At 66.2% G+C, this 21,617-nt stretch carries 14 protein-coding genes; 2 read left to right on the top strand and 12 right to left on the bottom strand.

Annotated features, from left to right (window positions below; all coding sequences use genetic code 11):
* Positions 1–125: 125 nt before the first annotated feature.
* Entirely contained in the window at positions 126–1,664 is a 1,539-nt protein-coding gene (locus ACFULT_RS04620) for a DUF222 domain-containing protein (protein WP_378480770.1), read from the top strand.
* A 91-nt stretch (positions 1,665–1,755) separates the two neighbouring features.
* On the opposite strand, the gene ACFULT_RS04615 is transcribed toward ACFULT_RS04620, so the two are convergent.
* Positions 1,756–2,607, bottom strand: a complete 852-nt coding sequence (locus ACFULT_RS04615) for a helix-turn-helix domain-containing protein (RefSeq protein WP_378480769.1) — start codon at positions 2,605–2,607, stop codon at positions 1,756–1,758.
* Between the two features lie 49 nt (positions 2,608–2,656).
* Here ACFULT_RS04615 and ACFULT_RS04610 point away from each other — a divergent pair, with 49 nt between their 5' ends.
* Positions 2,657–3,061 carry a DUF6157 family protein gene (locus tag ACFULT_RS04610; RefSeq protein WP_255122725.1) on the top strand — a complete coding sequence of 135 codons (405 nt, stop codon included), beginning with the start codon at positions 2,657–2,659 and terminating at the stop codon, positions 3,059–3,061.
* Between the two features lie 150 nt (positions 3,062–3,211).
* Here ACFULT_RS04610 and ACFULT_RS04605 read toward each other — a convergent pair whose 3' ends face one another.
* From ACFULT_RS04605 to ACFULT_RS04555, 11 genes are all read right to left on the bottom strand, one after another.
* Positions 3,212–3,640, bottom strand: a complete 429-nt coding sequence (locus ACFULT_RS04605) for a hypothetical protein (protein ID WP_378480768.1) — start codon at positions 3,638–3,640, stop codon at positions 3,212–3,214.
* A complete protein-coding gene (locus ACFULT_RS04600) occupies positions 3,637–5,070 on the bottom strand; it encodes an alpha/beta hydrolase (RefSeq protein WP_378480767.1) in 1,434 nt (477 codons plus the stop codon). Before ACFULT_RS04600 ends, ACFULT_RS04605 begins: the two co-directional genes overlap by 4 nt.
* Positions 5,067–5,366: a type VII secretion target gene (locus ACFULT_RS04595; RefSeq protein ID WP_094719748.1), complete on the bottom strand. Its 300-nt coding sequence runs from the start codon at positions 5,364–5,366 to the stop codon at positions 5,067–5,069. Before ACFULT_RS04595 ends, ACFULT_RS04600 begins: the two co-directional genes overlap by 4 nt.
* 114 nt (positions 5,367–5,480) lie before the next feature.
* Positions 5,481–5,609, bottom strand: a complete 129-nt coding sequence (locus ACFULT_RS04590) for a hypothetical protein (protein ID WP_254924982.1) — start codon at positions 5,607–5,609, stop codon at positions 5,481–5,483.
* Positions 5,610–5,716: 107 nt separating this feature from the next.
* A complete protein-coding gene (locus tag ACFULT_RS04585) occupies positions 5,717–6,250 on the bottom strand; it encodes an LppA family lipoprotein (RefSeq protein WP_378480766.1) in 534 nt (177 codons plus the stop codon).
* Positions 6,247–7,944, bottom strand: a complete 1,698-nt coding sequence (locus ACFULT_RS04580; RefSeq protein ID WP_378480765.1) for an alpha/beta hydrolase — start codon at positions 7,942–7,944, stop codon at positions 6,247–6,249. The genes ACFULT_RS04585 and ACFULT_RS04580 overlap by 4 nt, the downstream gene beginning before the upstream one ends.
* Before the next feature lie 62 nt (positions 7,945–8,006).
* Entirely contained in the window at positions 8,007–8,315 is a 309-nt protein-coding gene (locus tag ACFULT_RS04575) for a WXG100 family type VII secretion target (protein ID WP_037107192.1), read from the bottom strand.
* Between the two features lie 22 nt (positions 8,316–8,337).
* Positions 8,338–9,015, bottom strand: coding sequence for a hypothetical protein (locus ACFULT_RS04570; protein ID WP_378480764.1), 678 nt, complete (start codon positions 9,013–9,015; stop codon positions 8,338–8,340).
* Positions 9,012–10,775 (bottom strand): polysaccharide biosynthesis tyrosine autokinase, encoded by a 1,764-nt coding sequence (locus ACFULT_RS04565; RefSeq protein WP_378480763.1) that lies wholly within the window; start codon positions 10,773–10,775, stop codon positions 9,012–9,014. Before ACFULT_RS04565 ends, ACFULT_RS04570 begins: the two co-directional genes overlap by 4 nt.
* 77 nt (positions 10,776–10,852) lie before the next feature.
* Positions 10,853–11,728: a cyclopropane mycolic acid synthase family methyltransferase gene (locus tag ACFULT_RS04560; RefSeq protein ID WP_037107189.1), complete on the bottom strand. Its 876-nt coding sequence runs from the start codon at positions 11,726–11,728 to the stop codon at positions 10,853–10,855.
* Positions 11,728–21,594: an amino acid adenylation domain-containing protein gene (locus tag ACFULT_RS04555; RefSeq protein WP_378480762.1), complete on the bottom strand. Its 9,867-nt coding sequence runs from the start codon at positions 21,592–21,594 to the stop codon at positions 11,728–11,730. The genes ACFULT_RS04560 and ACFULT_RS04555 overlap by 1 nt, the downstream gene beginning before the upstream one ends.
* Between the last annotated feature and the right edge of the window lie 23 nt (positions 21,595–21,617).

The following is a 21,617-nucleotide window of genomic DNA, read 5'->3' as shown; positions in this document are numbered from 1 at the left end:
TTTCAGGGGGAGATTCAGAAGCAGTGGCCCAGTCCACGATTGTCACTGATACACAGTCACATTGGCGAGCATCCGGTGACGGTGTTCCTGTCGTCGGTCCCTCGTCCCTGCGCGAGGTCGTCGAGATGATCGAAAGAGGCGTCGAGGAAGTCGGTCGCATGCAGACAGCCGGGCTGGACAATGCGGACCGACGCGCTCTGCTGGTGCGCATGGAAGTGGTTCGGCACAAACTGTTCGCGTACAGCCACACCTGGATCGCAGATCTCGTCGACCAGCGCGGCTTGGACGACATCTACGGATCGGTCCCTGAAGCACTGTCGGTGTTGTTGCGATCCTCCGGATCGCGCGCAGGGCAACGTATCCGCTTGGCCATGGAGTTCGGTGAGCGCACATCCATCACGGGTGAGCGTTTGGAACCGTTGTCACCGAACACTCTTCGCGGCGCAGAGGACGGGCTGATCAACGAGGAGCATCAACAGATCATCAGAAAGTTCTTCTGGCGTCTGGGATCGAAGGTCGACATCGAGACGAGGGAGAAAGCAGAGGCACAGCTGGCAGAACTGGCACGCCAGCTCAGCCCGGACCACCTGAAGGCAGCTGCCTCGCGCTTGTACGACCTGATCGACCCCGACGGAGATGACGAAGACCCCGCGCGGGTCGCGGATCGATGCTACGTCCAGTTCGACGAACAGGGAGCTGACGGCTTGTCCCGCGGAAAGATGGTCGTCGACTCTGAACTGCGTGCATACATCGAGGCTGTATTCGACAAATGGGCGAAACCCGGACAGGCCAATCCCGCAGATCCCCCACCGGTCGTCGACCCACCTGATGACGCGGATAGTGGTGACGATCGACCTGATCAGTCGAGCGTCCCGACAGACGTCACGGACGACAGCCAGCGCGCCGAGGGCGAACCGGTCAATGAAGAGGCGGCAGCGCGGGCGCGTCGAGATCATCGGGGCAAAGGGCGACGGCAGCACGACGCGATGAAGATGGTGTTCCGGCAGATGCTCGCATCCGGGAAGTTAGGGATGCACAGGGGACTTCCGGTGACAGCCGTGTTGACGATGAGCGTCAAGGATCTCGAAGCCGCTTCGGGCCATGCGGTGACCGCAACCGGGTCTCTGGTGGGGATGCGGGATGCCATTCGGATGGCGTCGCACGCCTATCAGTGCTTGGTCATCTTCGACAACGACGAACGCCCGCTGCAACTTCGGCGCGCCAAGCGATTGGCGTCACCGGACCAACGAATCGTGTTGATAGCAGCCGATCGTGGATGCAGCTTCCCTGGCTGCACCCGTCCTGCAACGTGGAGCCAGGTCCACCACATCGAAGAGTGGGCGGCCGGTGGAAACACCGATATCGAGGACCTCACTTTCGGATGCGATCGGCATCATCCCCTGGTCGGCCCGAAGGACACCGACTGGGCCACGACCAAGGCCGGCCCCGACCACCCCTATCCAGGTCGCACGCTATGGCATTCCCCGACAACGCTCGATCCACTTCGACGTGGGCTACTCAATCACTATCACCACCCCGACGAGTACATCCGACCCATCCCGGAACTCCCCCTGTTCGGTCCCCTCGACTCCACCGATACTGAAACCAACGACCCCGAAACCAACGACCCAGAACCCGACAACCCAGGGGCCGCCCGAGAATAGGGCAGCTCCGGAGCAGACCCACAGCGGCACAGAGCTTGACATGTGCCGCCTACAGTCATGCCCTGAGCCCGCTGCCGGTGCCGTAGACCGCTCAACCGGAAGACCCGCCGGCAGAATGCATTGCCCGGATGTACTGCCCCGGTGTTGTTCCTGCGACGCCTTTGAAGTCGCGGATGAGATGTGCCTGGTCGGTATAGTCGAGGGCTGCGGCGATGGCGCTGACGTCGGCGTCGGGAAGTGACAGTCTGCGTACGACTTCCTGCAGGCGGATGCGTCGGGCCACTGCCTTGGGGCCCATGCCCAGTGTCTCCTTCAGCGCACGCTGTATTGCGCGTTCGCTGACGCCGAGCCGGTGTGCGAGGGCGGGTCCGGTTCTCGATCGAACGTTCTCTGCCAGGTCGGTCACCACAGCGTTCGCGAGGAGCCGGGACTCGGAGATCGGGTGCTTCTGCAGCAGATCCTCGATCAGACGGTCTGCTCGTTCGGCGCGATCCGAGGGGGACGTTTCGGCTGCGATCGTCGTCAGATGTCGGGTGAGGACGGTGTCCAGATCGGCGGTGACGGGTTGCTCCTGTTCCACGCTCGACGGGTCGAGGTCGGACAGCACTCCCAGTCCTGCGGGGCGCAAACGGATTCCGAAGACCCTGCCTGTTCCGCGGATCGTTCTCGACCATGCCCGGCGTTGGACGTTGGTCAGGACGAACGGTGCGGGAACCGAGCCGGATTCGATGCTCAGCGTGACGGCCGGGAATTCGAGCACCTGCTGATCGATGTCCGTTCCGTCCGGGAGGTTCCACTCGACGCTCCAGTACGTGTCGACGACGTCGCGCACGGACTGCGCAGGCGTGAACCACTGCGCGTCGAACAAGGGCAGGTTGGCCGGAGCGAGCACGCCGGATCGTTCGGTCACGTCGATCGGTCGATCCACCGGGTGTCGAACCATGTCGCAATTGTGCAATACGCAGTCGCCGCCTGTGGGTGACGATGTCGCCATGAGCACCGATTATCGCAATGTCTTCATCGAGGCAGCCCCGGACTGCCCGGCCACCGAGGGCGAGGAGCCGCCTGCCGGGCGCGGAAATCCCACGATTGCGAGGCTGCAGTACGAACTGCTCTCGCAGGCCCCGTACGAGATGAGCTCGGACGACGTGCTGTTCGCCGTTCACGCCGCGAGAACCAGCGTTCCGCCGAGCGAGATGGACGCAGCACGGGCGGCGTTCTTCGCCAAGGATCAGGCGTGCCTGCGTGCCTCCCCGCTCGGCAAGCGCTACGGGTGGGGCACGCACCACGACGGTGAGGGACGCGTCGCGCTCTACGGAGTGGGCACAGCCGAGTACGAACGCCTGGCCCGCGACCCGAATCTAGGGCACAAGTCCGCCATGAAATCACGCAGGTGAACAGCGTCTGGGGTGTGGACAACTCGCGCTTACGCGTGCACTTCGCGGAGCGTCGAGGGTGGAGCATGCTATCGGGACTTAGCACCCCTACTGCCGACTCCGCACGCCTGATCTGAGGCGAACAGGCGTGCGGAGTCGGTAAAAGGGGTGTCAGGTTTCCGCCTGCGTCAGCCCCTCGTAGGGAAACGACGGCGAGGACACTGCGAGGCTGAGACGCTCGTCGTCGGTGAGTCTGCCGATCAGTCGGTAGCCGTCGGGTGAAGTTGCACGGACGGACCCGAGGTCGCCGGCAGATCGGTCGTCGACGCTCCATCCCCAGTCGGCCCAGGCGTGTGCGAGGACGGACAGCGCATCCCGCCCGTTGCATCCGAGTACCCAGTACGCGGCCGAGAAGCGATGTGGCCCATCGATGGTGGTGTTGTCGTCGTAGGCGGGCTCGAACTTGCCGGGGGCGAGCTGTGATTCCGGGAAGCTGGGGTGCCTACGGTTCAACTGCACGTTCGACGGCAGTGCGCGTCGAGACTTCTCGAGTGCGTCCAGTGCGCTGTCTCGTGCGTCGGTGCCGGATATCGGGGTCATGCAGCACCCTTGCCTGCGATGATTCGGCCGATGGTGTCGAGGGCGGGGTTTCCGCGGTCGAAGTAGTTGCTTCCGTCGAAACGCGCGGTGCCCTCGACCGGGCTGGTGGCGTCGAGCGATCCGGGAAGCGACGTGTCGGCTGCGGCCACGACGACGTCTCCGTCGCCCAACGAAGCCCGTTCGACGACGACGCTGCCGTACCCGTGACCGAGGACGGTGTGGTGCGCGGCGTCGCCTTGGTGGGCCGCACGCAGACCTTCCTGGAACCGTTCCAGCCGCGGGGCGCCGGCGTCGGCGAAGCTGTCCGAGGTGGCGTCGAGCAGTGTGGGAGGGGCGTTGTATCCCAGCCACGCGATGACCGAGTTGCGTGCGCCGCTGACCATGTTGGCGGAGTCGAGCAGGTTCTCCGCGCGTGAGAGGTCTCGTCCGATGGAGGCGAGCACCGTGGATGCTCCCGGCACGTAGGTGGCGACGTTGTGCGCGGTGTCGGGGTTGTTCAATGCCAGTGCGCCCCGGCCGTGTTCGTCGATGTTCAACAGGTAGGTGGGCGCGCCGGCTCGGCTGAGCTCGGCTTGGACGGTGTCGTATCCGGCGAGGGCTGTCTCGGCGGCGTCGCGGTCGTCGAGCCATCGGGCGTAGTCGCGCAGGGCTGCTGCGTCGTCGTGGTTCTCGCTGGGGAGGTTGCGGTCGTGCAGCCAATCGGTATGGCGCGCTTCGACTTCGGCCACATGGTCTCGTGCGTCGGACACGAGGGTGCGCAGGAGGACGGTGTTGTATCGGGACTTGTCGTCGGCAGGCAGTCCGTCGCGGTTGCCGATGGTCGGGTCCCACACTGCCAGGCCGTCGCGCTCGTACGGGGTGAGCCTGCTCCACAGCTCGGCCAGGTCGTGGGGTTCGTCGGGGAGGATCGATCGGATCTCCGGGATGTACGGCTGCGGCTCGGCGACGGGTTGGAGGCCGAGGACTACGTCGACTGCGCGCTGCAGTTTGGTGGCGTAGGTGTAATCGGTGTCCACTGCACTGCTGAGCATGGATTGCAGTTGGGTTTCGATCCCCTGCGCGCGCTGCTGCAGATCGGGGTCGGCGACGCGCACGCTGCCGTCGTCGAGGACGTCGAATCCACCGGCGAGCGCGGTGTCGACGACCGCGAGAACGGACTGTCGGACGGCGGCGATCTCGCGAGCGGCGGCGTCGAACACCGCGGTGTAGGCGTCGACGGCGTCGACGATGCGGGTGTCGGCGACCTGGTCGACGAGAACCCGGGCGGTTTCGGCGGCGTCGCCTTCCCAGCGCTCGAGGGTGTCGCGTGCAGCGCGGGTGACGCTGCGGAGGGACTCGTCGAACATGCGGTTGATCTGTGCGATGTCGGCCCCGACGCAGGTGAGAGCGGCGGGATTCCAGGCTCGCAGTTGCGAGACGGTCACGGTCATGCCTGCTCACCGAGGAACTTGTGCAGTTGCTCGCGGAAGGCAGCCTCGGTTCGGTCGTAGCTCGTCGCACTCGATCCGGCGGCCTCGGCGATCTGACGGATACGTTCGGCGGCCGTGCGGTAGGCGGCGAGGACTGTTTCGGCGGAGTTGCCCGCGACAGCCCCGAACGCCGAGTGAGGCATGGCCTCGGCCCCTACCCGTAGCGGCGGCGACGGGTCGAGCGATGCCACAGCGTCGGCTGTCCTCGTCAGTGACGACGACAGCGCACGCAACGAGTCGGGATCGACCTGAAGCATCCGTACCCCCTCGGTTCGGCGACCGTGCCTCAGGCCGCCATCCGCATCAAACGCCTTCTATTCCTGTTCGACGCAGCAGGGAGTGAAACGGTTCCCTCGATTTCCGAGATGAAGCTACAACTTGCCTGTCATGGCCGCGGCAGCGAGAGCTATCAGCACTGCAGTCCACAGGCCGACGACCGCGGCAACGTGGAGGGGACGATTCTTACCGGGTGGGCGAGGGGGCGCCGTACGTGATGGCATGAGGACGATTGTGCAGGAACATGCTCCTGGATTGGTTTCGAGAACAAAAAAATACTTCGGTTGAATGCATGAGCTTGGTCATACCTGCTACTTGTTCGACGGGGATGTCACGATCCGGGAGTTTGTTCGTCCGACGCATTCAGGAAGCATCCGGTCTGCGAGAACAGCGCTGCAGCCTCACGTGTGCCGAGCCCGAACTCTGTCTTGTCCTCGGCGAGCAACTTCACGTCGTGATGTCCCGGCTCGTCGACGCGGACGACCAACTGTGTCGCACCGACGCCGGCAGCGATCGCCTGCACACGCTCGAGCGCGGTCACCCACAGCTCGTCGGGGATGATGCCGTCGAACGCGACGTTGGGCAGTTTGTACGCCGTCGCGCTCGTCGGGTCGCCGGGGACCGCTTCGCACGGCATCGTCATTCCTTCGCGCACCCGTCGCCACGTCAGGCCAGGAACGACCGCGGACACTGCGTCGGCCATCTCCTCGACGACGGGGTCGAGCCGCGCAGCTTCGTCGAGAAAAGACCCTTTCGCGGCGAGTTCGGATTCGAGGTCCGGTTGCTGCTGTGGTTCGTTCACCGTCGAGCATCCCCCTGTGGTCAGTGCGAAGATCGCGAGAATTGTTGCGAGGGCACGTTTCATTTCATCACCAGGTCCGGTCGGCCGATCCCGATGACGGCGAGGTTGTATCCCGACGTCCGTAGTTCACCGTTGCTTCCGAGCCTCGGGTAGCCGGAGTGATCGTCGACGCCGTCGCGTGCAATACCGTCGGGTGTCGTTCCGGGTGCCGTCGAGATCTCTTGGTAGTTGTTGTTGTACGGGCCTGCTTCGAACGGCGAGAACGGGCCGAGTCGGCCGAGGCTCGTCACGTAATCGCCTTCGGCATCCATGACCCACACGTCCTCGTAGTCCATGCCCATGTCCGAGGTCCCGACTGCATTGAGTCCGGGTGAACCGTAGAACACTGCGTTGTCCACCACCTCGGATCCGCCGTGCTGCAGCGCTTCCGACGTGGTGAGGGAACCGTAGGAGTGGCCGAATGCGCTGATGTTCGGGTCGGGGTTGGTGGACGCAGCATCGAGCCCGTGGAAGTAGGACGCCAGCGATGCTCCCCCGTCCTTCGCGATCTCGTCCGATGCTACGTCGCCGGCTCCGCTGATGCTGTCCCACCAGCTGACACCGCCGAGTTCCGGTGGCTGGTAACCGATCCACGCGACGTTGGCGACGGTCTCGTCCGAACGTCCGGCGAGTTCGAGCTGATCCATCATCTCGCCGTTGATGTTCTTCGCCTCTCGGACCATTGATTCCAGCGAGTCGCCGATGTTCGTGCCGAGCCCCGGTGTGGTGACCGTGACGTGATCGGCGCTGTCCGGGTTTCCGACGGCGATGGCGGCGAGTCCACGCTCGTGGCTCGTCATGTCGTAGACGGTCAGCAGCGCGCCTGGGTTGTCCTTCAGGGATCGCTCGATGGACTCGAGGTCCGCGAGTTTGTTCTGGACATGTCCGAGCGCGGCGTCGTCGTCGGAGAAGAATCCGCCGAAGGTGTTGTCGTCGAGCTTCGCCCGCAGGGCGGTCGCCTCCTGTTCGAGTCGCTCGCGGTCTCCGGCGATCTGGGAGATGTTGGCTTCGCTCCTCGCCGACGCCGGAATACCGTCGAGGTTGCCGATGAGCTGTGGATGTTCCGAGATCATCTGTGCTCGTTGCTCCTCGGGCAACGCATCCCAGTAGGCGTCCACCTGCGATGCGGTGGCGTCGCGAGGAGGGAACGGTGCGCTCAGCTCGCCCTGACCGGCTCCCGTGGTCAGGCTCGACGCGAGATCGACGGCACCGTCGCCAACGAGGGTGCCGTCGCCTGCTCTGGCCAGCACCTGCGCGGCGTCGGCGTCGATGTCGACGGCCTGCATGATCAGCGCATGCGCGGAGTCGTGCAGGTCGGCGCGAATTTTCTCTCGAACGGCACGCGCCGATGGGTCCGTGGGCGGTACGGCGAACGCCGTGTCGAGAACACCTCCGGCTTCGGTGATCAGCATCGAGTTGGCCGTCGCCGTCTCACGCAGGCCGCCCAGTTGCGACTGCAGGTGTGCGACGGCTACCCGCGTCTGCTGGGTCAGTGCCCGCACGGCACCGATCCCGACTGCGTCGTGGTTGACGTCGGCTCTCGTCAGCCCGGAGGCGTTCCGTGCCGCGGCAGACGCGTCGCCGGTCCATCCCGGGAGACTTTCGATGGCCGCGAGCTCGTTCTCCACGTCTGCCAGGACCGCGATCCGCGTCGTGAGCGTTTCTTCCAGCGCATCGAGCGCGCCGATGTCCCACCGATCGATGTCCCCCAGATTCATTCCGCCCCCGGTTCTGCCTGTCCCCACAGGCGTGGCCAAGGATAGACGACAGCGCCGCGAACTCAGTCGAGGTTCAGGAGCGGCGTCCGGTGCGAGGAGACGGCCGATGCCGTGGTCGCGTCCGCGTGTGCGTATCCGTCGGCCGAGAATCTCAGACCTTGTTCGAGGTCGTCGAGGTTCCGCACCACGGCGGTGCGCGCAGTCGACATCTGCTCGACGAAGGCGTCGAACTGTGGTTTCGAGGTCACCGACCACCCGCGCACGGATCCCGATGCGTCGGCTTCGGTTGTTTTCAGCCTGCTGTTCGCGTCGTCGGCGAGTGCGCGGGTGCGACCTGCCGCGGCCGCGAGTACTGCTGGATCAACGTCCATCTGGCCCCCCCTGGGCATCGATTCAACTTCCGATCGGCCGAAATCCTGCTCCTGTGCCGCCGCGTGTGTTCAACCGGGCCAGAGATTCGGCCGCGGATGCGTAGACGGTCGGGCTCAGGACGGGGACGGTGTCGGCGTGGCTGGCGATGCCGACGAGTGTGGTTCCGCTGACCAGAGCTCCGCCCGAGTCGGCCCACAACGTGGGTGTTCCGGTGACGATGTCGGTGTCCGGTCGGACGTCCAGGACCGTGCCGCATGTCGTGGCGGTGGCGGCGCCGATCTTGCAGACAGGCTGGCCGGGGAATGTGGGTCCGATGTCGGTAACGGTGATCCCGCCGCGCGAGGACACGGGCACCACCTTGGCCGGGTCCAGTTCGACGACACCGTAATCCGGCCCCCAGTGACCCGAAACCGTGACGCCGACCGGTCCGGCACCGGGGTTCTCGACGAGGGTGACCGGCAGGCCCGGGGACAGCACACAGTGCCCGGCGGTCAGTCCGACGAGTCGTCCGCCCGCGTCGTATCCGACAGCAGCGAACGAGCACGCCGTGAGGTCTTCGATGCCTCCGGTCGTGATGTATCCCGTGCCCGGCCCGACGAGAGCAGCGGGGACAGCGGGGGCAGCGAGGGCCGGCGATGCCACCGCAACGCTCGCGACGAACGAGAACACGGCGGCTGCGCCGAGCTGCTTCGCTCTCATTCCTTGTATCGCCTCGACGGTGCAACGCCGTTGTCGAGTGCTCCCGGCTTGCGCACGGAGGTCGCCGGTGGCCGTGGGGTCCCCGGTGGCGTTCCGGGAGGCGTTGCCGTCGGCGGACGCGGTGTCGACGTGCGAGGCGGCCCGGCCTCGTAGGACGACGGTGCAGCCGGCGGCTGTCCCGTTCCGTACGGGGATGCGGGTGGCGTGGCCGGAGGCGGGGTCACCGGGGGCTGTGCTGCGGGAGGCGCAACCGGTGGTGACGCTTGAGGCGGCGCGGCCTGCGGTGAGGAGGCGTGCGGTGAGGAAGCCTGCGGTGAGGAAGCCTGCGGTGAGCCAGCCTGGCTGCCGTCCCATGCTGTGGCGCTCGATCCCGGTGTCACTGGATTGGGGGTCTGACGAGGAATCGACGAGTCCGTCTCGTAGTAGTACGAGTAGTTGTCGCCGCCCTTGCGTCCGGCGGGCATCATCGTGAACACGGCGCCCAGGATGTGCGCACCGATGGTTTCGAGGTTGCCGACGGCACGGGCGACCTCGTTCTCGGTGGTGTGGCCGTAGCGGGCGACGACCAAGGCGCCGTCGCTGTGGGTGGTCAGCAGTGCGGAGTCGGTGACCGGGAGCAGCGGGGCACCGTCGACGATGATGTAGTCGAATCGGCCGCGGAGTTCGTCGATGACGCGCCTGGATGCTTCGGAGCCGAGGAGCTCCGACGGGTTGGGCGGCAGCGGTCCGGAGGCAAGTACTTCCAGGCCTTCGTACTTGGTGGGCTGCATGACGTCGGACAGGTCGGCCTGGTTGGCCAGGACGGTGGACAGACCGACGGATCCGATCAGTCCGAGGTACTTGGAGACGCGCGGACGCCGCAGGTCACCTTCGACGAGTGCGACGTGGTGGCCGGCCTCCGCAAGGGCGAGGGCGAGGTTGACGGCGACGGTCGTCTTTCCTTCGGCCGGAACGGCACTGGTGACGACGATGACGCGCGGCGGGTGGTCGACTTCGAGGAACTGCAGGTTGGTGCGCAGTTCGCGGTAGGACTCGGCGCTCGGCGAGTGTGCCGCGCCGAATTCGACGACGGCGTTCTCCTTGAGGTTCTTGTCGAACGGCAGGCTTCCGACGAGGGGTGTCTTGGACGCTGCTTCGAGCTTGGTACGGGTCTTGATGGTGTTGTCGAGTCGGTCGCGCAGTACTGCGAGTGCGATGCCGAGCAGCAGGCCGACGGCGGCACCGAGGGCGAGGTTGCGGGTGGTCTTGGGGCTGACGGGCGCCGACGATTCCTGTGCTTGCTCCACCAGTCGCACTCCGGCAGCGGGTGTTCCGCCGTCTTCCGGCGTCTCGAGTTCACGGACCAAGGTGGTGAGCTGCGTTGCGAGGGAGTTGGCGATGTCGCGTGCCAGGCCCGGTGAGGTGTCGACGACGACGATGTCGAGCAGAACGGTGTCCGGGGTGGACGTGGCCGTGACCTTCGAGGCGAGCTGGGCCGGCGTCATGTTCAGGCCCAGTTCGTCGATCGTCCGTGCGGCGAGTGTCTCACCGGTGACGAGCTCGGAGTACGACGCGACGCGCTGCTGCGAGAACAGGTTGCCCTGGTAGGTCTCGCTGACGGTCGATCCTCCCGATGTCGAGACGAACACGCGGCTCGACGACTGGTAGGTCGGTGTGGTCAGCAGTGACACCGCAAGTGCACCCAGCACTGCGACGGCCACGGTGACCACGATGACCATCCATCTCGTTCGCAGTATCTGTAGGTAGTCCTGGATTTCCACTTGGGGCTCCCTCATCTTTTCCAGCAACGCTCGTGTTCATGTTTTCATGCTTGTCGGTCTTCTCGCGCGCTAGTTCATCAGCACTCGCCCGGCGTCAGGGTGAACTGCACGACATCTATGCGGCCGTCCTTGAATCTGGACGAACATCCGGTCAGGTAATGGATGTATCGCTCGTAAACTTCGCTCGAAGACAACGCAATTGCGTCGTCTCGTCTCGCAACCAAGCGATCGGTCCATTCGTCGAGCGTTCTCGCGTAGTGCGGCCCGAGTGCGTGCTCACGTTCGAGCCGTAAGCCCGCTTCGGACGCTTTGGCGACCACCATGTCGGATTGTGCGAGCTGTCCGCCGGGGAATATCTCCCGCATGATGAAGCGTACGAAGTGTGCGTCCTCGCGGGTGAACACGACGCCGCTGGCCAGCACTTCCGCGATAGGCCTCATGACAATGGTGTGCAACAACATTCGGCCATCGGGAGGCAGCAGGGCTCGGCACTTGTCGAAGAATGCGGAGTAGCGCTGGCGCCGGAAGTGCTCGAACGCCCCGACGCTGACGATGCGGTCGATGGTTCGACCGGCGGGTGGGCTGAACTCCTCCCATCCCTGCAGACGGATCTCGACGCCGTCGAGGTGTGCGACGACGGCACTGGCGCGGTCGAATTGGTTGCGGCTCAGTGTCAGTCCGATGACGTCGACGCCGTACTTCTCGGCGGCGCGCTTGGCGAGTGCACCCCATCCGCATCCGATGTCCAGCAACGTCATTCCGGGTTGCAGATCCAACTTTCCGAGTGCCAGGTCGATCTTGGCGGTCTGGGCTTCCTCGAGCGTCATGTCCTCGCGTTCGAAGTACGCGCAGCTGTAGGTCATGCTCGTATCGAGGAACAGGGCGAAGAATTCGTCCGAGAGATCGTAGTGTGCTTGGACGTTGTCCACATAGGGCTGCAGATTGGTGGTCATCACGCCACACCTTCCTTCGGCAGAAGTAGGCCGAGTTCTCGGCCGAGTGCGTGGGCGCCTGCTTCACCCAGCATGTTCTCGTGTTCGACGTCGACCCGCACTACCGAGACCAGGCCGTCGACGAACTCGTGCCACTGCTCCGCGCCGCTCGATCCGCGTGCTGCGAAGTAGAGAACGTCCCCCTTGAACACCTGCGGCCGGTACGCGGCGACCCACTGCGGCGCGTCGGCGACGGGTGCGTACATGCGACGCAGGTTGTCGACGGTCAGGAAGGCGAGTTCGCCGCGGCCGTGGACCAGTCCGTCTCGGATCTCGTCGAACGATTCGCCTTCCACGCCGAGCTGTTCGGCGAGGTCGGCGATACTGAACGGTGCGCTGTCGGTGGGCGCGGTCAGGGTCGCGTCGATCAGCGTCAACTGCGCCACTTCCTCGCCCATGGATTGGAGCTGGACGGCGGCAGCGTGGGCGATCACGCCGCCGAGCGACCATCCGAGCAGGTGGTACGGGCCCTCGGGCTGGACGGCGCGGATCTCGGCGACGTAGCGCGCGGCGAAATCCTCGATGGTCGACGGCGCATCCTCCCCGCTTGCGATGCCGGGAACCTGCAGTCCGAAGAGTGGCCTGTCGGTCTCGCTCAGCAACGCGAGGTAACTCCACGCGATCCCGATGGCCGGGTGGATGCAGAACAGCGGCTCCCCGGGGCCGTCGGTGCGGATCGGAAGCAGCACGTCGAACGCGCCGCCGTGGTCACGGGCGCCGGTCTGGAGCTGCGCGGCGACGCCGGCCACGGTGGGGTGAGTCAGCATGGCCGTCACCGGGATCGTCAGCCCCAGGCGATCTCCGAGAGCGTCGACCACTTGCACCACCGACAGCGAATGACCGCCGAGATCGAAGAAATTGTCGCCGACGCCGAATGTGTCGGCCGGCAGATCCAGCACGCCGGAAAACACCTCGTGGACTGCTCGCTCGAGCGGTGTCGTCGGCGAGAGCTTCGGATCCGACGCCGGCGCCGGCTCCGGCAGGCGTGCCACGTCGACTTTGCCGGACCGCGTCATCGGGAGGGTGTCGACGCGGGTGACCGTGCTCGGAACCATGTAGGCGGGCAGGGTGCGGGCGAGGAACTCGCGCACCGAGCGCGGCCGCGCTGATCCGACGATATAGGCGGCAAGCGATCCGCTGCCGTTGGAGCCACTGCCGTCGGCTCCGCTGCGTCCGATCGCCGACGCCTGTTCCACTCCCGGGTGCTGCAGGAGCGTGGACTCGACTTCGCTGAGTTCCACTCGGTGACCACGGATCTTGATCTGGGAATCGGCGCGGCCCAGGTATTCGAGCGAGTAGTCGAGTGAGTCTCCGAACCATCTCACCAGATCACCTGTGCGATACAGACGTCCGGTTCCGAACGGGTTGGCCACGAAGCTGCTCGACGTCCATCCCGGCTTACGCAGGTATCCCTCGGCGAGACCGTCACCGGCCAGATAGAGCTCGCCGACGATGCCCTCCCCCACCGGTCGCAGCCGGGCGTCGAGGACGACGGTGGTGAATCCGCGGGTCGGTCGGCCGATGGTAACCGGGCCGGCCGAGGGCGCAGCGTCCGTGCACGTGCTCATGACGGTGCCTTCGGTGGGTCCGTAGGCGTTGAACACGCGGCGACCCGTCGACCATCGTTGCAGCAGCGCGGTATTGGCAGCTTCACCGGCCATGATGACGACCTCGACCGATGGGGTCGCGTGCGGATCGGTGATCTGCAGGACCGTCGGCGTCAGGCACACGTGGGTCACCTGGTGCTGCGCGATCAGGGTTTCCAGTGCGCGTCCGGCGTACACGTCGGGCGGGCCCACCACGACAGTTCCGCCGGCGCCGAACGCGAGCAGCAGTTCGAAGACGGATGCGTCGAAGCCGAGCGATGCGAACTGGAGCACGCGTGAGCCGGGCGTCACGTCGAACAGTGCACGCTGGCTTTCGACGAGGTCCGCGATCCCTCGGTGCGTGACGCGCACACCCTTGGGCGTTCCGGTGGAGCCGGAGGTGTAGATGACGTACGCGGTGCTGTCGACGGGAACGGGCCGAGCAGCGAAGTTCTCGCCCGACTCCGGGCCCACCGTCAGCCATGTCGGCTGGGCGAGGCCGGAATCGATGGCTGCGATACCGGTGATCGGTGCGGCGTCGGACAGGATCTCACGGATCCGGTGGGCCGGCAGCGTCGTGTCGATCGGAAGATATCCGGCTCCGGATTTGGCGACCGCCCAGAGCGCGATGACGGACTCGGCCGACCGTGGCAGGGCCACAGCAACGAGCGACCCCGGCTCCACACCGCTCCGAACCAGGCTCTGAGCCAGGGCATTCGAGCGCTCGTCGAGCTCGCGGTACGTCAGCTGCGCATCACCGTCGACGACGGCGGTGTTGTCCGGCCACCGACGCGCCGCCTCGGTGAACACGGTGGCCAGCGTGTACTGCTCGGCAGAGCCGTCGGTGCTGACGACTGTCGAGGGGTCTGCTGCGGCGAAATCGGCACTGCCCAACCGGACGCTCGGGTCGCGCGCGACGAGGGCGAGCACTGCCGCCAACCTGTCCGCCAGCGCAGCGGGCACCGACGGCCCGAAGCGTGACGGCGAATAAGCGAGGCGCCCGGTCAACCCGTCGACTGTCTCTTCGACGACCACTTCCAGGTCGAACTGTGTGCTCTCGATGTCGATGCGCCGGGGCATCACGGAGGCGGATCCGAATTCGATTGTCGGCGAATCGAGTTCACCCATCGCGAGCAACACCTGGAACAGCGGGTGCGTGTCGAGTGTGCGGGTGGGCGCCACGGCGTCGACCACCCACTCGAACGGAACGTCGGAGTTGGCGAAGGCATCGAGGTCGCGGTTGCGCACGTCGATCACGAATTCCTCGAACGTCGTCGACGGCTGCACGTCCGTCCGCAGTACGACGGTGCCGACGAACATGCCCACCAAATCGTCCAGCGCGGGGTCCGTCCGGCCGGAGACCGGGGTACCGATGGCGATGTCCGATGAGCCGCTGGCCTCGGCCAACACGGCCGCGAGGGCTGCGTGAACGACGACGAACACCGTCGCCCCCAGGCGATGCGCCAACCCGCGGAGGTCACCGAGAGTCTCTGCGTCGATTCGGAATTCGCCGGGAACGTACGCAGCGTCGACGTCGGGCGTGCCGGTCGGCAGATCGAGGTAATCGGGTAGTCCTGCCAGCGCGGTGCGCCAGTAGTCGAGCTGGGGTGCGGCAACGCTGGCGAGGACGTCCTGCTGCCACAGCCGATAGTCGGCGTAATCGACTGCCAGCGGCTCGAACTCGGGTGCCGAACCTGCACCGCGCGCTGTCAGTGCAGTCTCGACATCCCGCGCCAGCGGGCCGAGAGACAACCCGTCCACAGCAATATGATGCGCAACCACCGTCAAAACGTTGACTGTGTCTCCGGGTCGCTCCTGCAGGCTCCGCTCCTGCAGGGAGAGTCTCACCGGTGGTTCGATTGTCAGATCGAAGCCCTCGATGGGTGCGGCCGATGCGTCGGCGTGCCGTTCGTCGAGAGAGGAGACGACGGTGTCTGCGTCGAGCAGCGTGGTCGTGGGGCCGTCCGGCGTCGACGGGTACACCGTGCGCAGCGGCAGGTGGCGCTCGACGACGTCGGTGATGGCTGCTCGTAGTACCTCGACGTCCACGTCGTCGGGCAGCGGGAGTTCGAACGCGATGTTGTAGGCCGCGGACTCGGGTGCGTACCGATTCTGCAGCCAGATCCGGCGTTCGGCGGGGGCCAGGTGCGTGAACGAGCGTGCTTCGGCGTGATGGATCAACGCAGGTGGCGGCATGTACCGAGTGGACAGCTTCTGCACTGATGCGCCGAGGAGCTTTGCCGTCGGCGATTCGAAGATCGTGCGGACGGGCACATGGGTTCCCAGCGCCGCACCGATCCGGGTGGCGGCTCGGGCCGCGCTCAACGAGTCGCCGCCGAGGACGAAGAAATTGGCGTCGACGCCCACATTCTCGGCAGTACCGCCGAGGATGTCGGCGAAGATCCCGAGGATCACGTCCTCGGCGAGGGTGCGCGCCACCGTGTCACCGGCGAGCGCTTCGGGCGATTCCAGCGAGCGAGTATCGACTTTTCCATTGGCGGTCAGCGGTAGTCGATCGATGGGCACGATCGCCGTGGGCATCAGCGTCAGCGGTAATCTCTCCAGCAACCACAGTTTGGCGTCGTGCTCTCCCAGTCCGACGACCCACGCCACGATTCGGCCGTCGCGTACGTCGGCGACGGCCGCAGTGACATCGGGGTGTGCACGCAGCGCTGCTTCGACATCACCCAGTTCCACTCGCACACCGCGAATCTGGACCTGTGAATCGATGCGACCGCGGAAGTCGAGCTCGCCGTCCTTGCCGATGCGTACCTGGTCACCGGTCCGATAGAGGCGGGTACCGTCCGGGCCTGCGACGAACCGCTCGGCCGTCAACGCTGCACGCGAGCCGTAACCTCGGGCCAGACCGCCCGCCAGATACAACTCGCCGACGCCTCCGCGCGGCACCGGCTGCAACCGCGTGTCCAGTACGTGCGCCGAGATGTGTGCGAGGGGGCGCCCGATGGTGACGGGAGTGTCGGTCGTCAGGCCGTCGGTCAGCGTCGCCACCACGGTGGCTTCGGAGGGGCCGTATGCGTTGAGCATCAGCCGGTTCGGGCTCCAGTGCGTCACGACGTCGGCTCCGAGGACGTCACCGCCGACGGCTACCGTCGTCACGCTGTCCACGGGCGGGACCGTGGCGAGGACTGCGGGTGTGGACAGGAAGTGCGTGACGGCATGTTCGGTGAGGAACTGGGCCATCGCGTCGCCGTCGACCAGGTCGGTCGGGGCGGTCACGAGTGTAGCGCCCGCACCGAACGCCAGGATCAACTCCAACATCGCGGCGTCGAAGTTTACCGAATAACCGTGCAGTACACGGGATTCTGCGTCGACGCGATAGCGCGGAACAACCTGCTGCGCCAAGGCGTGGACGGTTCCGTGGGTCACGGCGACCGGTTTGGGTGTGCCCGTGGACCCGGAGGTGTGGATGACGTAGGCGGGGTGCGCCGGCAGCAGCGTCGAGGTGCGCTCGGCGTCGGTGACGGGTGCGTCGCTGAGCAGCAGGGCCGCGGCTTCGTCGACCCAGTCGATTCCGGTCTCGTTGCCCCCGAACCCGATTCGGATGCCGTCGAGGATTGCTGTGCGTCGGACTGCGGGGTAGGTCGGGTCGACGGGGACGAACGCGGCCCCTGCCTTCGCCACGGCCCACAAGGCCAGCACGTAGGCCGCCGAGCGTTCCAGCGACAGTGCGACCAGTGATTCCGGCCCGACTCCCTCGGCGATGAGCAGGCGCGCGATGCGGTTGGAGCGACGGTCCAACTCGTCGTACGTCAGCGTCTCGGCTCCGTCGAGAGCGATATCTCCGTCGGTCCACACGTCCAGCAGAGTGCCGACGGGTGCATCCACGGCGGGCTGCTCGATCTGCCCCAGTTCGATGTCGCCCACCACCACGTCGGGTGTGTGGGCGACGGTGCTGAGCACGGTGAGCAGGATGTCCGCGAAGTGCTGGACCGTCCGGTGCTCGTACAGGTCGGCGGCGTACTCGATCTGGCCGGTGATGCCGTCGGCGGTCTCGGTGAGCACGAGTCCGAGGTCGAACTCCGAGGTGTGCGTCGGAACCGGCACGACGGTGATCGGGAGGTCGTCCACCGGTTGATGCTGCGCGTTGTCGAACGCGAGCATGACCTGGAAGATCGGGTGCCGGTCCAGCGATCGGTCCGTCGCGAGGGCGTCGACGATGCGCTCGAACGGCAGCTCGGTGTGCGCGAACGCCTCCAGGTCGTTGTGCCGCACGGCGGCAAGCAGTTCCGTGAAGGTCGACGAGGGGTCGACGTCGACCGCCAGGGGCACGGTTCCGACGAACATCCCCACCATGTCGTCGAGTGCCTCGTGGCCGCGGCCGGCCGACGGTGTGCCGACGACGGTGCGGGTGGCGTCACCGAACCGGCTGAGAGTGGCGGCGAGTGCTGCGTGCACCACCATGAATGTCGTTGCGTTGGAGGCCTTCGCGAGATCGCGAACGGCGGAGTGCACCGACGCGTCGACGGTGATCGGGACGTCGGCCGTGACCAGGGACTGCACCGGCGGGCGTGGACGGTCGGCGGGTAGCTCGGCGGGTAGCTCGGCCAACGGGCCTTCGATATCCAGCGCGGCTGTCCAGTAGGCGAGCTGACTGTCCGCGACGGCGTCGACGACAGCTCGGTTCCACACCGCGTACTGGCTGTACTGCGCGGGGAGCCTCGACCACGTAGGTGCGTGCCCGGCGAGTCGAGCGGCGTGTGCGACGGCGAAGTCACGGACCAGCGGGTCGATGGACCAACCGTCGATTGCGATGTGGTGCAGCACGATCACGACGGTCACGCTCTGACCGGAGCGCAGAACAGCAGCGCGGATCGGTACGTTGTCGGCAACATCGAAGCCGGCCGACGCCAGTGCGGCGATGCGCGCGCCCAAATCGTCGGAGTTCACCGCGTACGTGGGGATGTGGCCCAGCACCTGGCCGGTGGGCTTCACCACCTGGCGTGGGCCGTCCTCGTCCGCGGGGAAGTACGTGCGTAGCGATTCGTGCCGTTCCAGCACGTCCCGCAGTGCGGCCACCACGATCGATCCGTCGCCCGCGGTCGCATCGGTGATCTGCAGCGCGACCGGCATGTTGTACGCCGGAGAGCTGGCGTCGAACTGGTTGAGGAACCACATTCGCTGCTGCGAGTAGGACAGTGGAATACGTGCCGGCACCGGCATATCGAACAGAGCCTGGGTGTCGAGTAGATCCAGCGACGAACCCTGATCGGCGGCTGCGTCGAGGGCGGCGGCGACTCCGGCGACGGTGGGGGCGTCGAACAGCGTCGGCAGTGTCACCGCGCCGCCGAGCCTGGACAGCACGCGCGTGGCGCTGAGAGAGTCCCCGCCGAGGTCGAAGAACGAGTGTTCGCGTCCGACAGCCTGTCCTGCGAGAACCCCGGCACCGAGAACGCCGGCACCGAGGACGTCGGCGAAGACGGTCGCGACCAGCGTTTCGGTCTCGGTCCGCGGCGCCACGTACGCGGTGTCCTCGCCCACGACCGGCGCAGGCAGGGCACGTCGGTCGATCTTGCCGCTCGCGGTCATGGGGAAAGAATCGAGAACTGTGATGTGGGCCGGCACCATCCACCGCGGCAGGTGCGCGGTCAGATGCGCGTCCAGGTTGTCGGCGGAACCAGTGATGTACAGCGCGATTCGCTGATCATGCACCGCCGCGACTGCCGCCGTGACGCCGGGCAATCGGGCGGCAACCGACTCGATCTCGCCGAGTTCCACGCGTCGCCCCTGCAGTTGGACCTGGCGATCGCTGCGGCCGAGGTACTCGAGCGCACTGCCGTCGACAGCCCACCGCACGACGTCTCCGGTGCGGTACAGCCGGGCGCCCCCGACGTCCGCGACGAATCGCGCGGCGGTGAGACCGGGTTGGCCGTCGTATCCGCGGGCGATGCCGTCGCCCCCGAGATACAGCTCGCCGACGCCTCCGCGCGGTGCGAGACGCAGGTGCGCGTCGAGAACAACGGCGCGGACGCCGGGAAGAGCGGAGCCGATCGTGACGCGTTCGCCCACCGTCATGGGCTCGGAGAGCGTGGCCAGGACGGTCGCTTCCGTCGGTCCGTATGCGTTGAGCATCTGCTGACTGGACAACGCGCCGGCGGGCATGTGATTGGAGGCTGCAGCGAATCTGTCACGCAGTTCCGGTGGGCATTCTTCACCGCCGACGTCGAACACGTCGATGCCCGCGAGGTCCTCGGGTTCGAGTGTCGAAAGGACAGCCGGGGAGGTCACGAGGTGGGTGATGCGTTCTGCGGCAATGAACTCGGCCAGCGCCCTACCCGCATACACCTCGGCGGGTGCGATCACCAGGGTGGCGCCGGCTGCGAACGCGGAGAGGATTTCCTGGATCGACGCGTCGAAGATCGGCGATGCGAGGTGCAGCACCCGAGACTCCGGCGTCACCGAATAGCGTTCCACCACAGCGGTTGCCAACTGCGCGAGCCCGCGATGAGTGACGCTGACGGCTTTGGGACGCCCGGTACTCCCCGAGGTATGTACGAGGTAGGCCTCGTTGTCGACGCGTGTGGTCGGAGTAGCTATCTCGAACGACTGCGCGTCGAGCAGATCCTCGATGGCCAGCCACCGCACCGAGCCGGGCAGCGACGACGCGAGCTCGCGGGTGGTGATGCCGACCTCGACGGACGCGTCGGTGAGGATCTGCGTCAGCCGATCGGCCGGCTCGAACGGATCGACGGGCACGAACGACCCACCGGCTTTCGATACCGCCCACGCCGCCAGAAGCGAGTGATACGACCGTCCGATCGCCACGGCAATTCGCGTCTCGGCACCGGCCGGCAGCTGAGATGCCGCTCCAGCCGCGCTACGAGTGAAATCGACAGCAGTGTAGTCGATTCCGTCGTATCGAACGACGGCAGATTTCTGTACCAACGAGGTCAACCGCTGCGGCTCGGTGGTACCCCACGCTGCGCTGTCCTCCGCGCCGGGCACGGTGAGCTCCGAGACCGACAAGCCGTCGGGAGCGCCCACGAGTGCCCGCAGTAGGTCGAGAAACCGTGCGTGGTGGTAGCCGAGCTCCTCGGTGGTGTACACGGCCGGGTTTCCGAGGAAGTCGACGCGGGTGGTGGCCCCGGCTACTCCCGGGTAGACGTTGACCATCATGTCGTCGATGGGACCGCTCGACAGCACTCGATACTCGCCGACGACGTCGCCGAGTCGAATTGTGCTGTTGTACATCATGATGTTCACCGACGGGCCGAACGATCTTCTGTCCAACCGGAACCGCTGGTGCCGGAGTGCTCCGGTGAGCTCGACCTGAATGCGTCGGAGAAGCTCTTCGACGGTGACCCCGGCCTCGACGCCGATGCGCAGGGGTACGACGTTGGACATCATGCCGGAGGAATCGCGCAGCTTGGTCGTCGCGCGGCCGGAGACGGGGAGGCTGAGCATGACGTCCTCGGTGTCGGTCATCCTCGCGAGGTACAGCGAGAACGCTGCGAGTACGACGGGCACGTCGGAGGAGTTGTAGCGGCGCGCGAGTTCGGCCATGGCGTCGGCGATCTCGGGCTCGAGCTCCGCCCCGACGCTGATCGAGATACCGCTCGGCACCGAGGACGACCGCGCGAGGCGCGGGGCGTCACTGTGTCCGTCGAGCCGGCCGAGCCAGTACTGACGGTCGGTCTCGTAGCGGGACGACGCGGGGTAGGCGGCCTCGTAGTCATAGATTTCGCGGACGCCGACGGCTCGGGTCTTCGGCGCATCGGTGCCGGTGAGCAGAGCGGTGTAGACGGCGGCGGTGCGTTCCTGGACGGAGATGGCTCCGAGGCCGTCCATGACGATGTGGTGGGCGCGGCTGAACCAGTAGTAGTGCTCGTCGCCGACCTGGATGATCTCCGACGCGATCAGTTGATCCCGCACCAGGTCGACAGGTGTGCGGTACTGCGCGTTCATGTACTCGTGGGCGTAGGCGACGGGGTCGAGCTGGACGCGGAAGTCCCGGTAGATCATCGCGTAGGGCACGCCCGAGTCGAACCACTGGTAGGGACGGCCGTCGATCTCGGTCAGCCGAACGCCCGGTGACTCCAGGTCACGACAGGCGATATCGGTGGCGCGGATGAGCGTCGGCGGGTCGATGTGGCCGCGGATCTCGACGTACTGCGCGATCGTGAACGGCACGTCCGGTGCCAGCTTCTGCGCGAAGTAGATGTTCATCTGGGCAGCAGAAAGCGGAAACAGGCCATCCTCCAACGGCGCACTTCCAGAAGACACTTCTGCTACCCCTCCTCAGGCTC

Source organism: Rhodococcus sp. NPDC057297 (assembly GCF_042667435.1).
Classification (GTDB): domain Bacteria; phylum Actinomycetota; class Actinomycetes; order Mycobacteriales; family Mycobacteriaceae; genus Rhodococcoides.
Note: the sequence above shows the minus strand (reverse complement) of the source record. Positions and strands in the feature narration are given on the sequence as shown.

Coding starts and splice junctions, on each gene's coding strand:
- ACFULT_RS04605 (WP_378480768.1), bottom strand. CDS start 3,640: ATGACCCCGATATCCGGCACCGACGCACGAGACAGCGCACTGGACGCA.
- ACFULT_RS04575 (WP_037107192.1), bottom strand. CDS start 8,315: ATGGACGTTGATCCAGCAGTACTCGCGGCCGCGGCAGGTCGCACCCGC.
- ACFULT_RS04585 (WP_378480766.1), bottom strand. CDS start 6,250: ATGAAACGTGCCCTCGCAACAATTCTCGCGATCTTCGCACTGACCACA.
- ACFULT_RS04560 (WP_037107189.1), bottom strand. CDS start 11,728: ATGACCACCAATCTGCAGCCCTATGTGGACAACGTCCAAGCACACTAC.
- ACFULT_RS04595 (WP_094719748.1), bottom strand. CDS start 5,366: ATGCTTCAGGTCGATCCCGACTCGTTGCGTGCGCTGTCGTCGTCACTG.
- ACFULT_RS04610 (WP_255122725.1), top strand. CDS start 2,657: ATGAGCACCGATTATCGCAATGTCTTCATCGAGGCAGCCCCGGACTGC.
- ACFULT_RS04590 (WP_254924982.1), bottom strand. CDS start 5,609: ATGCCATCACGTACGGCGCCCCCTCGCCCACCCGGTAAGAATCGTCCC.
- ACFULT_RS04620 (WP_378480770.1), top strand. CDS start 126: ATGATCGAAAGAGGCGTCGAGGAAGTCGGTCGCATGCAGACAGCCGGG.
- ACFULT_RS04600 (WP_378480767.1), bottom strand. CDS start 5,070: ATGACCGTGACCGTCTCGCAACTGCGAGCCTGGAATCCCGCCGCTCTC.
- ACFULT_RS04570 (WP_378480764.1), bottom strand. CDS start 9,015: ATGAGAGCGAAGCAGCTCGGCGCAGCCGCCGTGTTCTCGTTCGTCGCG.
- ACFULT_RS04615 (WP_378480769.1), bottom strand. CDS start 2,607: ATGGTTCGACACCCGGTGGATCGACCGATCGACGTGACCGAACGATCC.
- ACFULT_RS04580 (WP_378480765.1), bottom strand. CDS start 7,944: ATGAATCTGGGGGACATCGATCGGTGGGACATCGGCGCGCTCGATGCG.